The following is a 14796-nucleotide window of genomic DNA, read 5'->3' as shown; positions in this document are numbered from 1 at the left end:
TCGCTTACGGCCTGCGCTTGAGAATGTAGCAGTCCATGATCCAGCCGTGCCGCTCGCGCGCCTCCTGCCGCAGCGCGGCGATGCGCGGGCCCACCTCGGCCAGCGCGCCGGACATGATGATCTGATCGGGCATGCCGAGATAGGCACCCCACCAGATCTGGAGCCCGGCCGGATCGAGCGACTGAAACGCCGTGCCGCCATCGAGCATCACGACCACGGTGTCTGCGCTTACCGGCCAGCCGCCTTCACGCAAGCGGCGGCCTGTCGTGACCAGAAAGGGCTCGCCGATGTCGTTGAGCGGCAGCGCATGCGCCGCGCACAACGCCTGGATCGACGTGATACCGGGGATGACCTCGATTGTCGGCAAGGGATCGAGCCGGCGCGCAATACGCAGCGAGGAATCGTAGAGCGACGGATCGCCCCAGATTAGCAGCGCGACCCTGCCATCCCCTTCGAGATGGCTCGTGATGGTCTGCGACCATTTCGCGGCGACCGCATCGTGCCAATCGTCGACGCCCTTGCGGTAGTCCGCCTCGCCTGCGTCGCGCACGGGAAGATCGAACTCGGCGATGCGCGTCTTGTCGCTGGTCAGCACATCCGCGCAGATCGTCCGCCTGAGATCGGCGAGATCGGACTTTGCGCTCCCCTTGCGCGGGATCAGGACGAGATCGGCCGCGTTGATGGCGCGGGTCGCGGCGTGCGTGAGCTGCTCGGGATCGCCGCAACCGATGCCTATCAGGGAGAGCGTGAGCATCGCGTTCGCGAAGGGCGGCCATCACGGCCGCCCTTTCGCTTGTCTCTCAGGCCGCGTTGTGCAGGCGCGGGGTGACGAGGCCGGGCGCGGTGACGCCGCGCAGCGACTTCGCCAGCGCCAGCACGGCGAGATCGGCCAGCGGCTCGATCACGATGACGAGCGCATAGGAGGCCGCGAAGGTCGCGATGTTGACGAGGTTGGTCATAGCAAAACCGGAGCCATAGAGCGCCCAGAACGCCACCCAGCCGATGACGCCGGCCTGATAGGTCGTCGAAAGCGCCAGCGCCTGGCGATACCTGAGATCGACATAGGCGGTGTTGCGGGCAATGATCCGCGTGGCGATCGCCTGGATCGCGAACAGCGGCACCAGCAGCGTGGTGACGTTCATGCCGTATTGCGGCAGGTCGGCCGGCTCGAAGAGCACGCCCTGGAACAGCAGGCCGAGCGCGAGGCCGAAGGCCGCGGGGGCAGCACCGAACAGCAGGAACAAGGTCGAGCCGAGGATGAAGTGCACCTCGGACACGCCGACCGGGAAGTGCGGCAAGATCTCGAAGAAGGTGAAGACGAGGCCGGTGGTGGCGAGGGTCCGCGCCGCGAACGACGTGATGCCCTGTTCGCGCACGGTCTCGGCCGCGAGCTTCAGCGCAACGCCGCCTGCGGCGATGCCGGTTGCGTAACTCAACACGAGCTTGGCGCCCGTCACGATCCCGGGTTCGATATGCATGGCTCAGTCCTTTCCTGCCGTCACACCCGACGGCCTTGGCCTCAAAACATGCACGGCCGGTCTCCTGGCTCGCGGTTCACTGGGGATCTCCGGCCTTCCCGGACCTTGCGATCCAGTGGCGGTTCGGAGCCCCTCACCGCTTACAGTCGCGGGGGCGGCTGGGGTTTTGGGCGCCGCAACTGGGTCCGCCCATCCCCATTCCCGATTATGCTCCGGCGCTTTGCGCCACCTCGAGCACCATGCTTGTCCTGTGTGCCCCTTTCACGCAGCCTGCGTCAAGGGCCGAACGGCGGCGGTCGCCGTCATGACGGGTATTCTCCCGCCAGTGCGCCGAACAGGATCACGGCGGCCGTCGAGGCAGCCCCGCCCCGCGCAAGCTGCTCGGCAAGCTCGGCAATCGTGGTGCGGACCAGCCGCTCGTCGGGGCGGCCGAGGGATTCGGCGAACAGCGCCGGGGTGGTCGGCGCGAGGCCGTGCGCGATCAATTTTGCGGCAAGCGCCGGAAAGGTGCGGCGGCCCATATAGACCACGGTGGTCGCCTCCGGATCGGCCAGCGCCGCCCAGTTCAGGTTTTGCGGCAGCTCGCCGGTGACGTCGGCTCCGGTCACGAACTGCACCCGGCGCGAGGTGTGGCGCCGCGTCAGGGGCATGCCGGCTTGCGCAGCGGCCACGCAGGCCGAAGTGACGCCGGGAACGATCTCGTAGCCGATGCCGGCCGCGCGCAGCGTTTCGAGCTCCTCCTCGAGCCGTCCGAAGATGCCGGCGTCGCCCGACTTCAACCGCACCACGCGCGCGCCAGTCGCGGCATAATCGACCAGCAGGCGGTTGACGTGATGCTGCTTGGTCGAGGGCCGCCCGGCCCGTTTCCCGACCGCAACGAGATTGGCGCCGGGACGGGCGAGATCGAGAATCGCGCCGGACGCGAGGTCGTCATAAAGCACGACATCGGCCTCGCGCAGCCGCGCGGCACCCTTGAGCGTGAGAAGCTCGGGGTCGCCGGGACCGGCGGAGATGAAGGAGACAAAACCGCTCACCGGTCCTCCGCGATCAGATGGAAGAACGTGCCGGTGGCATTGCCTCGGCGCGAACCGGTCTCGGCGATGACCGCACCGGTCGCGTCGTGCACCACCGCGAGCGGCATGTCGGGCTGGGCGGCAATCGTCGAATAGTGGAATTCGTGGCCGCGCAGGCGCGCGCCGGGGCTATGTCCCGGCATCGGTGCGGCGAGTTCGGCGAGACGATAGCCCAGATGCATGCGGCGTTTGGCAAAGCTCGTCTCCAGGCCGAGCAGGCCCGCCATCTCATGGCGGACACCGTCGGCGTCGGTCAAAGCGGTTCCGAGCACCATATAGCCTCCGCATTCACCGTGCACCGGTCGTGTCTCGGCGAAGGCGCGCAAGCCGCTGCGAAAGCGCGCGTTGGCCGCGATCTTCCCGGCATGAAGCTCGGGATAGCCGCCGGGCAGCCAGCAGACATCGGCGCTCGCGTCGGGCGCCTCATCGGCAAGCGGCGAGAAGGTCGAGATGTCGGCACCCGCCGCGCGCCAGGCTTCCAGCATATGCGGATAGACGAACGAGAATGCCGCATCGCGGGCAAGCGCAATGCGCTGCCCGGGCGGCGTCACGTTCAGACCGTTCGCAGCGGGTTGCGGCGCCCAGGCGGCCGCCGATTGCAGCACCGCATCGAGATCGACATGCTCGGCGACGAAACGCGCGGCCTCGTCGATCAGTTTTCCGATCTCCGCCTGCTCCTCGGCCTGCACCAGGCCGAGATGCCGCTTCGGCAGGCTGATCTCGGCATGGCGCGGCAGCGCGCCGAACACGGCGATGCCGGCGTCGTCAAGCGCGCGCCGTACGAGGTCTTCATGGCGCGGGCTGGCGACGCGATTGAGCACGACGCCGGCAAGGCGCACGCCCGGGCGGTAGTCGCGAAGGCCCGCAGCGATCGCCGCCGCCGTCTGCGCCTGTCCCGAGGGATCTATCACCAGCAGCACCGGCCAACCCAGCATCTCCGCAATGTCGGCGGTGGCGCCTGTGCCGGAGACGCCACGCGCGGCGACGCCGTCGAACAGACCCATCGAGCCCTCGGCAAGCACGACATCGGCGTCGGCGCCGCGGCCGACGAGATGCGCGATTCCCCCGCGATCCATCGCCCAGCTATCGACGTTGACGGAAGCGCGGCCCGTCGCAGCGGCATGGAAGGCGGGATCAATATAGTCGGGCCCGCTCTTGAAGCACTGCACGTTCAGTCCGCGATTGCGCCAGGCGCGCGCGAGCGCCAGCGTCAGCGTCGTCTTGCCGACACCGGAGGCAGGCGCGGAGATGACGAGCCCTGCCGGCATCAGGAGGCCTCCGGAAAGCGCGGCTCGGCGCCGACCGGCCGATAGCGGCGGTCGTAGTCGGCGGCATAGAGGCGGCTCTCGTCGAAATCCGCGGCGCCAAGCGTCTTGCCGACGAGAATGAGCGCGGTGCGTTCCATCTCGGCGCCGACGGCGGCATCGAGCGTCGCAAGCGTGGCGCGGACGATGCACTGGTCCGGCCAGCTCGCGCGCCAGACGATGGCGACCGGGCAATCCGCGCCGTAGTGAGGCAGCAGCTCCGCAATCACCTGGTCGAGCAGATGGATCGACAGATGGATGGCGAGTGTCGCACCGGTCGCAGCGAAGGCGGCGAGCTTCTCCCCTTCGGGCATCGCACTGGCGCGGCCCGGCGTGCGCGTCAGCACCACGGTCTGAGCGAGCCCCGGCAAAGTCAGCTCCACCTCGAGTGCCGCGGCGGCGGCCGAGAAAGACGGAACGCCGGGCGTCACGGTGAAGGGAATGTCAAGCGTACGGAGACGGCGGAGCTGCTCGCCCATCGCCGACCAGATCGAGAGATCGCCGGAATGCAGCCGCGCGATGTCCTTGCCGTCCGCATGCGCGGCGGCGATCTCCGCGATGATCTCGTCAAGCGACAACGGCGCGGTGTTGACGATGTGCGCGCCCGGCGGGCAATGCGCCAGCACGCCCTCAGGCACCAGCGAGCCGGCATAGAGGCAGACCGGACAGGCGGCGATCAGGTCGCGTCCGCGCAACGTCAGCAGATCGGGAGCACCCGGCCCGGCGCCGATGAAATGCACCGTCATGCACCGTCTCCTTCCGCGATCGCGGCCGTCGCGGTACGGTCCTGCGAAATCACCCGGGTCGCAATCAATCGGGCGCGAGGGCCGGCCGCGGCGAGCGCCGCGGCTTCGGCGACCGATCCGGTCCCGAACTTTTCCGCGATGAGCCTGGACTGCGTCGGCGTGTCGATGCCGGCCAGCACCTCGGGCGACACCGCCCTGATCGGCACACCGCATTCGCGCGCGAGCTGCTGCAGCGCTTCTACATCGGCCTTGTCGCTGACGGTCGCCACCGCCGCAAGGTCTTCAGCGCCGCCCGCCGCCAGCAGCGCCTCACGCAACGAGGCCAGCGTGACATCCTGCCTGAATCCGAGCCCGGCGACCTTCATCGGACCGCACTCCACTGCACCACGGGACGCGCCGCTTCCCAGGATCGGTAGCGGCCGAGCGGGCCGGCATGGGCGATCTCGACCCGCATCAACTCGCCGCCGTGGCGCTGGTGCAGTTCGCCAAGCAGCGCTTCCGTCTCCAGCGTCACCGCATGCGCAACGAGCCGTGTGCCTGCCCCGATGCGCGACCAGATGGCATCGAACATCGCGCTATCGAGACCGCCGCCGAAGAAGACCGCATCCGGCGCGTCCAGCCCGGCGAGAGCCTCTGGCGCACGGCCCGTGACAACAGCGATCCGATGCGCCAATCCGAACGCCGCCGCATTGCTGCGGATATTCGCGGCGCGATCTTCGCGCATCTCGATTGCCGTCGCCGTCCCGCCGCAAAGCGCCCACTCGACCGAGATCGAACCCGATCCGGCGCCGATATCCCACAACCGTTCGCCCGGGCGTGGTGCCAGCGCAGAAATCGCGAGCGCACGCACCGGCCGCTTGGTGATCTGGCCGTCATGAGCGAAGAGATCGTCGGGAAGTCCCGAGCTGCGAGGAATGCCCCGAGCTCCCTTCGCCTCCACGGCCACCGCGACCAGGTTTCCGGCGAGATCGCCAGTAAAACCATCGGCACGATGTTCCGCAATGCTTTCGCGTGGCCCGCCGAGCGCGGCGAGAGTCCAGAATGCCGAGGCGCCCCATCCGCGCTCGCTCAGCCACTTTGCAAGGTCGCCTGCGGCCTTGCCGTCACGCACGAGGCAAATGATGCGCGCGCCAGGCGCAAGGTGTGGCACGAGGCGCTCGAAGGGCGCGGCGTGGAGACCGAGGCAGACGACGGATTCAAGACGCCAGCCGAGCCGCGCAGCGGCGAGCGAGAATGTCGACGGCGCAGAATGTGCGACCCACTCACCCGCCTCAAGCTTCTCGGCAAGGCTTGCGCCGGCGCCGTGCCAGAACGGATCGCCGGAGGCCAGCACCGCGGTCGGCCGGCCGCGGCGGCTGAGCACGGCCTCCGCATCGAACGGCACCGGCCACGGGTGGCCGCGCCCGGTCACACCGGCAAGCGCGAGATGACGCTCGCCGCCGAAGACAGTTTCGGCCTCACGCAGCGCCTTTCGGCTTGCGTCCGACAGCCCGGCAAGGCCATCTTCGCCGATACCGATGATGGTCAGCCAGGGATCAGCCATGACACGCGCCCTCATTCTGGGCGGAACGAGCGATGCGAGCCAGCTCGCGGCGGAGATCGCGCGCACCGGCATGGATGCCGTCTATTCCTATGGCGGCCGCACCCGTGCGCCTGCCGACCAGCCGCTGCCGACCCGCATCGGCGGCTTCGGCGGCCTGAGCGGCCTTGCCGATTACATTCGCCGTGAAGGCATCACGCATGTGATCGACGCGACGCATCCTTTCGCTGCCGAGATGAGCCGCAACGCCGTCGCGGCATGCGCGGAAACCGGCACGCCGTTGATCGCGCTCGAACGCACCCCCTGGGCTAAAACACCCGGTGACAACTGGATCGAGGTCGGCGACGTCGATGCAGCGGTCGCCGCTCTGCCCGAGTCGCCGGCAAACGTGTTCCTCGCCATCGGCCGCCAGCACATCGCGCCGTTCGGGAATAAACCGCAGCACGCCTACACACTGCGCTTCGTCGATCCGCCCGAAGCGCCGCTGCCCTTCCCGGCTGACGTGATCGTGTCGCGCGGACCGTTCACGCTTGATGGCGAGCTGGAGATGCTGCGCATCCGCTGCATCGCCTGGATCGTCGCCCGCAATTCCGGCGGCGATGGCGCGCGCGCCAAGATCGACGCGGCCCGCACGCTCGGCCTGCCCGTGATCATGATCGTACGGCCGGAGTTGCCCGAGCGCCAGCGGGTCGAGAGCGTGGCCGAGATCATGCAGTGGCTTGGTCATCGCACCTGCCTCGGCGCATAGATCCAGCGGCCGACACGGCGCGTCTGCGAGTTGCCGACGATCACCAGCGTTCGCATGTCGGCCATCTCGGGCCGCGCCGCGTTGAGCGTGACGGTCTCGATCGTCTCGTCGGATGCGCTGATCGCGCGCGCGAAGATCACGAGCCGCTCGCCGCAGCCGGCGTCCTTCAGCACGGCCAGCGCGCGGCCAAATCCTTCCGGCCGGCTCGCCGAACGCGGATTGTACAGAGCGATCGCGAAATCCGCTTCCGCGGCCAGCCGCAGGCGCTTCTCGATCAGCGCCCATGGCTTGAGATTGTCGGAGAGATTGATCGCGCAGAAATCATGGCCGAGCGGCGCGCCGGCACGCGCGGCCGCCGCCAGCATCGCAGTGATGCCGGGCAGCACGCGGATCGGGAGCTCGCGATATTGCGGCGCCTGCTCGAGCGCCTCGAACACGGCCGATGCCATCGCGAAGACGCCAGGATCGCCGGAGGAGACGACGACGACCTGCCCGCCTTCGGCGGCCAGGCGCAGCGCCTCGCTCGCTCGCGCGAGCTCCTCGCGGTTGTCGGATGGATGCAGCGTGAGCCCCGGTCGCGGCGGCACGCGCGCGACATAGGGCGCATAGCCCAGAATATCGGTGGCGGAGCCCAGCGCGGCGGAGACCTCGGGCGTCACCAGCGCGTCACTGCCCGGGCCGAGGCCCGCGATGGTCAGCGTGCCCGTCATTCGGCGGCGTCCAGATGCCGGCCCTTGCCGTGCACGAGCACGATCGCAAAATAGGGACAGTCGGCGGCATCGATCTCGGCGAGCCGCGCGACGCGCTCGCCCGGCATGGTGCCGCGCTCGACCAGCCAGGCATCGTCCAGCCTTCCGGCGGCGGCAAGCGCGCGGCGCACTTTCGCAAGATTGCGGCCGGTCTTCATGACGACCAGCGCATCGGAGTCCCGCATGCGGCGCTCGAGCTCGTCCTCCGCGAGCGTGCCCATCAGCACCGTCGTCACGTCGTCGCCGAGCGCGATCGGCTGGCCGACGGCATTCCAGCAGCCGACCATGCCGGGAATGCCCGCGATCACCTCGATCTCGACGCGTCCCTGCAAGCGCGTGTGCAGATGCATGAAAGAGCCGTAGAAATAGGGGTCGCCCTCGCAGAGCACGACCACGTCGACCGCGCGCGCCAGCCGCGCCAGGCGCTCGGCCCATTCGTCGTAGAAGCCGGCGAGCAACTGGACGTATTCCGCGCTGTCGAAAGCGATCTCGGTCGTAACAGGGTATTCCATGGGATATTCGGTCACATCGCCGGCGAGCATGCCCTCGACGATGCGGCGCGCCTGACCCGGCCTGCCCTTCTTGCGGAAATAGGCCACGTGCTGTGCGCCGCGCACGGTACGATCGGCGCGCACGCTCATCATGTCAGGATCACCCGGGCCGAGACCGCAACAGATGATGCGTCCCATGACTATTCGCTCCGGCTCGCCAGCGCATTCACGGCCGCAACGGTGATCGCGGAACCGCCAAGGCGGCCCTCGACCGTCAACGCCGGCACCGGCGGATCGGCCATCAGCGCGGCCTTGGATTCAGCCGCGCCGACGAAGCCGACCGGACAACCGATGATCGCCGCCGGCCGCGGGCAGTCGCGGTCCTCCAGCATGTTGAGGAGATGAAACAGCGCGGTCGGCGCGTTGCCGATCGCGACGATCGCGCCGGCGAGATGCGGCCGCCACAGCTCCAGCGCCGCGGCCGAGCGGGTGTTGCGCATGGATTGCGCCAGCGCCGGGACCGCGGCATCGCCGAGGGTGCAGATGACGGCATTGGCCGCCGGAAGTCTAGCGCGCGTAATGCCCTCGGAGACCATGCGCGCATCGCACAGGATCGGCGCCCCCTTCTGCAACGCTGCACGCGCGGCGGTCGCCATGCCTGATGTGAAACGGATATGCGCTTCCAGGCCCACCATGCCGGCGGCATGGATCATCCGCACGACGACCTGTTCCTCATCCGGCGTGAAGCGGGCAAGATCGGCCTCGGCCCGGATGGTCGCAAAGGATTGCCGGTAGATCGCCGCGCCGTCGGTCTCGTAGACATGCGGCATCAGTGCCCTCCCATCAGGATGGAGGGATTGCCGACGATGTCATCGCGGTTCAAGCCGCGCAGGATGGGCTCGTCGCGCGTCGAACCCCCGCGCACGAGATCGAAGCCGGCGCCGGTCGCGACCAGCGTGATCGCGGCCGCACCAGAATGAGCGCAGCCCTTGGCGCAGCCGGAGACGTGAAGTCGTGCGGCCGCGCCGATGTTCGGCGCGAGCGCTGCCGCCAGCGCGCGGGTATCGGCATGCGCCTCGCGGCAACGCGGCGCGCCGCTGCAGGCGATGACACGCAGCGCCGGATCGTAGGCCTCGGTGATGAGACCGGGCGTGGACGGCATGGTCCGCTTGCCCTCGCTCAGAACCATCCGCCACGGCGTCATGCGCAGGGCATGTCCGCAGCCGGCGAACTGGCTGAGCGTCGCATGCGGCATTTGCCCGAAGGCGACGCCGACCATCGCGCCCTGCGGATAAAGGCCGGGGCGCGCCGCAGCCATGATCGGCGCCGGCTCGGCCTCGCCGCGCAACGCGTCAGGCAGGGCTGCGCCGGCGGCAAGATGCGCCGCCATCCGCCCTCGCCCGTCCCGGGCACCGCCTGATGTCACGAACCAAGTTGCGAGCGCGAGGGCGGCGGTCACAGCCTCGCCGCGTCCGACGGAACGGCCGAGGCTGGCGCCATTGGCCCGCACCAGCAGTCCGCCGGCGCCATCACGCTCGATCCGCACATCCGCGGAATCGCCGGCGAGCACGCGCGAAGCGCCGTCATCGATGGCAAAGCCGAATTTCGTCGGAAGCGCGAGCACGCTATTCTCGAGCGCCTCCTCGAGCTCGGCGGCAAGCGCCTGGGTCTCGTCGCCCGCGCGCCAGAACGGCGTCACCAGGATGTTGCGCCGGGATTCGGTGTCGGCGTCGGGATCGAGCAGCGCCAGTTGCGAAAGACCGTCGAGCAGCAGCCGGTGGCTGCCTTCGCTGACGCCTCTGATCTGGAGATTGGCGCGGCTGGTGACATCGATCAGGCCGTTGCCATGGCGTTCGGCCAGACGCGCCAGTCCGGAGATCTGCGCCGCATCGAGCCGGCCGCCGAACGGGCGCACGCGGACCACGAGCCCGTCGCCCGATTGCATCGGCCGCAGCGCGCCGGGGCACCAGCCCTTGACCATGGCCGCGCTCATGACGCCTCCCGCAACGCTGCCGCGATCGAATTGCGACGCGTTCGCCAGAGTGAGGCCTCATGCAGACGGGTGAAGCACGTCTCCATCGCGGCGAGCGCCGCGGAATTCTCGCGGGCCATGAAGGCGCGGACGTCGTCGTTGCCGAGCGTCGCATCGTAGTAGAGATCGAACAGATGCGGCGGCACGGCGCCGGCCAGATGGGCGAAGGCGGCCATGTGCTCGAGTGTCGCGGTGATCTCGGCGGCGCCGCGAAAACCATGGCGCATCATGCCGGCGATCCAGGCCGGATTGGCCGCGCGCGCGCGGACCACGCGTGAGATCTCCTCCGTCAGCGTGCGCGCATGCGGCTGATCGGGACGCGTCGCGTCGAGATGATAGAGCGATGGTCCCGCCGCGCCGAGATGTGCTGCGGCCGCGGCAACGCCGGCTTCATGCGCGGCATAGTCGGCGGCGAGCAGAAGATCGGTTTCCGGCAAGTCTTGGACGTGAACGAAAGCATCGGCCGACGCGAGCCGTTTCTCGATGCCGGCGCGATCGGGCTTGATCTCGCCGTCGGCGGAGAACGCCCAGGACGACGCCGACAGCCAGGCTTCGCCGGCCGCATCGCGCGTCTCCGCCGTGAAGGCATCAGGGATCGCCGAGAGGCCGACGCCGTATTGCCCGGGACGCGGCGCGAACACGCGGGACGCACGGTGTCGGTACGGATTCTCGTCGCCCTCCTCCTCGCGCGCGGCGAGCGCCTCGGCCGCCGCCTCGAACAACTGGGCGAGGCCGGAGAAGACATCGCGGAACAGGCCCGACAGCCGCAGCGTGACGTCGATGCGGGGACGGCCGAGCTCGGCCGGCGCGATGATGTCATAGCCGGTGACGCGGCCGGAGGCGTGATCCCAGCGCGGCGCAAGTCCCGCCAGATGCAGCGCCATCGCGAATTCCTCGCCGGCGGTGCGCATCGTCGCCGAGCCCCAGAGATCAACCACGAGGCCTTTCGGCCAGTCGCCGTGATCCTGCAAATGGCGGCGAAGCAGCTCTTCCGCGAGCTTGATGCCTTGCGCATGCCCCGAGGGCGTCGGCACGGCGCGCGGATCGACGGCAAACAGATTGCGTCCCGTCGGCAGCACGTCCTGGCGCCCGCGATAGGGCGAGCCCGACGGCCCCGGCGCGATGCGCTGGCCCGCAAGTGCGGCACGCAGCGCGTCCCGCTCCGCTTCGCCGCAGGCGCCGCGGCCGAACACGTGCAGGCCGTCGCCGAACTGGCTTTCCTTGAGATCGCAGACAAAGCGATCGATCCGCGGGATCGCCTCGGCCGGCGCTGCCGATGCATCGAGGCCGAGATCGTCCTCCAGTCCGGCCACGCGGGCTTCGTCCCGGATCGCGGCGATCAGCCGCTGGCGGCGGGCGGGATCGAGACCATCGGCCGTCGAATATTCGTCGAGGAGCTGTTCGAGCCTGCGCAGGCCATCCGGCACGGCGGACTTTTCGAGCGGCGGCGGCAGGTGGCCGATGGTGACGGCACCGATGCGCCGCTTGGCCTGCGCGGCCTCGCCGGGATCGTTGACGATGAAGGGATAGATGACAGGCAGATCACCGATCAGGGCTTCCGGCCAGCAGCTCGATGACAGCGCCACGGATTTTCCCGGCAGCCATTCCAGCGTGCCATGCGCGCCCATGTGCACGACAGCATCGCAGCCCTGCTCGCGGAGCCAGAGATAGAACGCGACATAGGCATGCCGCGGCGTGCGGGCGAGATCGTGATAGTCGGCGTCGCGCGTGGTTGCATCGCCGCGTTCCGGCTGAACCGCGATGATCGACTTGCCGCATTGGATCGCGGAAAAGTGGAACGCGCCGCCGCGGCAGCTCGGATCGCTCTCCGGCGCGCCCCAGGCTTGCGCGAGATCATCCTGCAAGGATTGCGGAAGACGCGAGAGCGCCGCGCAGTATTCGGCGACGCTCCAGGTGAGTTGCCGCCTCAGCAGCGTCTCACCGAGAGCCTGGACCGGCGCGACATCGAGGCCGCTCCCCGCAAGATCGGCCATCAAGGCTTCGACCGAGGCCAACGCGTCAAGACCCACTGCGTGCGCGATCTGGTGCGGGCGGCCCGGATAGTTCGACAGCACGACCGCCAGCCGCTTCTCGCCGGCCGGCTTCACCGCGAGCTTCTGCCAGGCCGCGACGCGCGCGGCGATGGCCTTCACGCGCTCCGGATCCGGGCGATGGGCAAGATGCGAGAATTGCAGGTCGGGATCACGTTCCGCAGCCGACTTGAAACTCACCACGCCCGCAAACAGGCGGCCGTCGACTTCGGGCAGCACCACATGCATCGCGAGGTCGCCGGGCGACAGGCCGCGCAGCGATTCCGCCCAGTCCTCGCGCCGCGCGGTGGAAAGCGCGACCTGGAACACGGGACACGATGCCGCATCGAACGGTGTCGTGCCGTCGTCGCCGATCGCGGAGAACGCGGTCGCATTGACGATCGCGGCCGGAGGATTTTCCACGAGCTGGAGCCGCAGCCAGTCCGCGACGCCCGCGGCCTTCAGCGAGGTGACGAACACGCCATAGGCGTCAAATCCCTTCTCGCGCAGCGTCGCAATCAGCGCATCGACCGGACCGGTGTCCGCGGCGGTCAGGTACGACCGATAAAACGTCACCAGCGCGCGAGGCTTGCCCTCGCCGGCGGTCGGCACGGCGATGACACCGCGCGCGGGCTCGTAAAAGCCCATCTCGGGCACGGTCGTCTCGCCGACGACCGGACCGGCATAGAGTCCCGAGGCCAGCGCAAGTTGCGCAATCGCGGCCTGCGCTGCGACCGGACCGCCGGTGTCGCAGAGCACCTTGAGCCGGCGCAGCGTCGAGACAGGCAGCGTTGAGTATGCATCGAGCCGCGTGTCGTCGCGGCCGTCGGCCGGCAGCACGGCGAGCACGATACCGCGCGCCTGCGCGAGTTGCTGGAGAGCCGCGAGACCGTAGGGCCAATAGGACTCGCCGCCGATCAGGCGGACCAGAATGCCGCGTGCCTGGGCCAGCGTGCGCTCGATGTAGGTGTCGATCGAAAGCGGATGACGCAGTTCGGCGAGATTGGCGAGCCGCAGCGACGGCAGGCTGTCGCGGCCACGCCGCCAGCCGGCCGCGAACGCGGCAAGATCGGAATCCGAATACGAGAGCACCACGAGATCGGCCGGGTCCTGGCCGATGTCCCTTGGCGTCGCGGTCTCCTCGAGACCGCGGCTCTCGCGGAAGACGACGTGCATCAGATGCCAGATCCTGAAAGACCAAGTCCCGCTCTTATCGCGGCCTCGTCGATATCGCCGTGCTCGCCGATCACGACGAGCTTTGACTGCCGCGCGAGCGCGCCCCAGGGCTTGTCGAACTGGTGACGCACGCGCTCGCCGACGGCCTGGAGCAGCAGGCGCATCGGCTTGCCCGCGACCGCGATGTAACCCTTGGCACGCAGCACGTTCTGCTCGCGCGCCAGGCGCTGAACCGAGGCGACCAGCGCATCGACGTCGCCGACTTCCGGAAGATCGATCACGACGGACGCAAAATCGTCGTGCTCATGCTCCTCCTCGCCGTCGTGATGCGACGGGCGCGCGGCAAGATCATTCTCGGCGGCGGCACCGAGACCGAGGATGACGCGCGCATCGATCGCGCCGTCGGTAACGGCAAGCATCGGCACGCGGCGCGGCATCTCGGCGGTGATGGCAGCCTTGGCCGCTTCGAGTCCCGCCGGGCCGGCAAGATCGGCCTTGGTCAGCAGCACGATGTCGGCGCAGGCGATCTGGTCCTCGAACACTTCCGACAGCGGCGTCTCGTGATCGAGATTTTCGTCCGCCGCCCGCTGCGCTTCCACTGCGGCCGGGTCCGGCGCGAAACGGCCGGCGGCGACGGCCTCGGCATCGGCCAGCGCGATCACACCGTCAACGGTGATGCGCGAACGGATCTCCGGCCAGTCGAACGCCCTAAGCAAGGGCTTGGGCAGCGCCAGGCCCGAGGTCTCGATCAGGATGTGATCGGGCCTCACCGGCCGCGCCAGCAACAGCTCCATGGTCGGGATGAAATCGTCGGCAACGGTGCAGCAGATGCAGCCATTGGCGAGCTCGACGATGTTTTCCTCCGGGCAATTGGCATCGGCGCAGGACTTCAGAATCTGGCCGTCGACGCCCTCGCTGCCGAACTCGTTGACGAGCACCGCGAGCTTCTTGCCGTTGGGGTTGGCGAGCAAATGCTGGATCAGCGTCGTCTTGCCGGAGCCGAGAAAGCCGGTGACCACCGTGACCGGGACTTTTGCGAGCGAGTTCATTCGGCGGCCTCCGGCACGACGGCAATGGGGGGAATGCGCGCAAGCGACTGCTTGCGGAAGATCTCGGGACGGCTGCGCCAGGGCACAAGGCCGTCGGGCGCGGCCGCATAGGCGGCGGCGCCTGCGATCACGTCGCGCGCGTTGGCGTCCGACAGGCGGCCATAGACATAGGACCAGCGGCCGGGCGCACTGAGCGCCACCGAGCAGCCCTGGCTGCATGCCGACAGGCATTCGACCGGAACCACAGTGACACCATCGGGCACGCCGGCGTCGACAATCGCACCGTGAAGGCGCTTGCCCGGCGTGACTTCGCCCTCGCCAAGCGTCTCGCCGGCACGGCAGGTAATGCAGACGTGAAGTGTGACGCTCATCGCCTCTTC

Annotated in this window: 15 protein-coding genes and 1 riboswitch; of the genes, 1 reads left to right on the top strand and 14 read right to left on the bottom strand. The window is 68.9% G+C overall.

The annotated features are described in order from the left end of the window. Window positions 1-4: 4 nt before the first annotated feature. The 7 genes from cobF to AAFG50_RS15185 form a co-directional block, all read right to left on the bottom strand. Complete coding sequence (gene cobF / locus AAFG50_RS15215) at window positions 5-754, bottom strand: precorrin-6A synthase (deacetylating) (RefSeq protein ID WP_028172120.1); 750 nt, start codon at window positions 752-754, stop codon at window positions 5-7. A 46-nt stretch (window positions 755-800) separates the two neighbouring features. After that, a complete protein-coding gene (locus tag AAFG50_RS15210) occupies window positions 801-1478 on the bottom strand; it encodes an energy-coupling factor ABC transporter permease (RefSeq protein ID WP_028172121.1) in 678 nt (225 codons plus the stop codon). A 36-nt stretch (window positions 1479-1514) separates the two neighbouring features. Next, window positions 1515-1726: riboswitch (cobalamin riboswitch) on the bottom strand. A 54-nt stretch (window positions 1727-1780) separates the two neighbouring features. Then, complete coding sequence (gene cobA, locus AAFG50_RS15205) at window positions 1781-2512, bottom strand: uroporphyrinogen-III C-methyltransferase (protein WP_028172122.1); 732 nt, start codon at window positions 2510-2512, stop codon at window positions 1781-1783. Continuing rightward, complete coding sequence (locus tag AAFG50_RS15200) at window positions 2509-3819, bottom strand: cobyrinate a,c-diamide synthase (protein WP_028172123.1); 1311 nt, start codon at window positions 3817-3819, stop codon at window positions 2509-2511. The genes cobA and AAFG50_RS15200 overlap by 4 nt, the downstream gene beginning before the upstream one ends. Then, window positions 3819-4601, bottom strand: a complete 783-nt coding sequence (gene cobM / locus AAFG50_RS15195; RefSeq protein WP_011086055.1) for a precorrin-4 C(11)-methyltransferase — start codon at window positions 4599-4601, stop codon at window positions 3819-3821. The genes AAFG50_RS15200 and cobM overlap by 1 nt, the downstream gene beginning before the upstream one ends. After that, entirely contained in the window at window positions 4598-4966 is a 369-nt protein-coding gene (locus AAFG50_RS15190) for a cobalamin biosynthesis protein (protein WP_028172124.1), read from the bottom strand. Before AAFG50_RS15190 ends, cobM begins: the two co-directional genes overlap by 4 nt. Further along, window positions 4963-6144 carry a bifunctional cobalt-precorrin-7 (C(5))-methyltransferase/cobalt-precorrin-6B (C(15))-methyltransferase gene (locus AAFG50_RS15185; RefSeq protein WP_028172125.1) on the bottom strand — a complete coding sequence of 394 codons (1182 nt, stop codon included), beginning with the start codon at window positions 6142-6144 and terminating at the stop codon, window positions 4963-4965. Before AAFG50_RS15185 ends, AAFG50_RS15190 begins: the two co-directional genes overlap by 4 nt. Here AAFG50_RS15185 and AAFG50_RS15180 point away from each other — a divergent pair. Then, window positions 6143-6889, top strand: coding sequence for a cobalt-precorrin-6A reductase (locus AAFG50_RS15180; protein WP_028172126.1), 747 nt, complete (start codon window positions 6143-6145; stop codon window positions 6887-6889). The two genes, AAFG50_RS15185 and AAFG50_RS15180, sit on opposite strands and share 2 nt — an antisense overlap. Here AAFG50_RS15180 and cobJ read toward each other — a convergent pair. The 7 genes from cobJ to AAFG50_RS15145 are packed head-to-tail and all read right to left on the bottom strand — an operon-like array spanning window position 6865 to window position 14787. Next, window positions 6865-7599, bottom strand: a complete 735-nt coding sequence (gene cobJ, locus AAFG50_RS15175; RefSeq protein ID WP_011086051.1) for a precorrin-3B C(17)-methyltransferase — start codon at window positions 7597-7599, stop codon at window positions 6865-6867. The two genes, AAFG50_RS15180 and cobJ, sit on opposite strands and share 25 nt — an antisense overlap. After that, entirely contained in the window at window positions 7596-8327 is a 732-nt protein-coding gene (locus tag AAFG50_RS15170) for a precorrin-2 C(20)-methyltransferase (RefSeq protein WP_011086050.1), read from the bottom strand. The genes cobJ and AAFG50_RS15170 overlap by 4 nt, the downstream gene beginning before the upstream one ends. 2 nt (window positions 8328-8329) lie before the next feature. Next, window positions 8330-8959, bottom strand: a complete 630-nt coding sequence (locus AAFG50_RS15165; RefSeq protein ID WP_028172127.1) for a precorrin-8X methylmutase — start codon at window positions 8957-8959, stop codon at window positions 8330-8332. After that, window positions 8959-10122, bottom strand: coding sequence for a precorrin-3B synthase (gene cobG, locus AAFG50_RS15160; RefSeq protein WP_028172128.1), 1164 nt, complete (start codon window positions 10120-10122; stop codon window positions 8959-8961). The genes AAFG50_RS15165 and cobG overlap by 1 nt, the downstream gene beginning before the upstream one ends. Next, window positions 10119-13367, bottom strand: coding sequence for a cobaltochelatase subunit CobN (gene cobN, locus AAFG50_RS15155; protein ID WP_028172129.1), 3249 nt, complete (start codon window positions 13365-13367; stop codon window positions 10119-10121). The genes cobG and cobN overlap by 4 nt, the downstream gene beginning before the upstream one ends. Next, on the bottom strand, window positions 13367-14416 hold the full coding sequence (cobW, locus tag AAFG50_RS15150) for a cobalamin biosynthesis protein CobW (RefSeq protein WP_011086046.1): 1050 nt from the start codon (window positions 14414-14416) through the stop codon (window positions 13367-13369). The genes cobN and cobW overlap by 1 nt, the downstream gene beginning before the upstream one ends. Then, on the bottom strand, window positions 14413-14787 hold the full coding sequence (locus AAFG50_RS15145) for a DUF1636 domain-containing protein (protein WP_011086045.1): 375 nt from the start codon (window positions 14785-14787) through the stop codon (window positions 14413-14415). Before AAFG50_RS15145 ends, cobW begins: the two co-directional genes overlap by 4 nt. Between the last annotated feature and the right edge of the window lie 9 nt (window positions 14788-14796).

This window comes from Bradyrhizobium sp. B039, assembly GCF_038965675.1.
In the GTDB taxonomy this organism is placed as follows: Bacteria; Pseudomonadota; Alphaproteobacteria; order Rhizobiales; family Xanthobacteraceae; genus Bradyrhizobium; species Bradyrhizobium diazoefficiens.
This window is presented reverse-complemented; position numbering and strand designations above follow the sequence as displayed.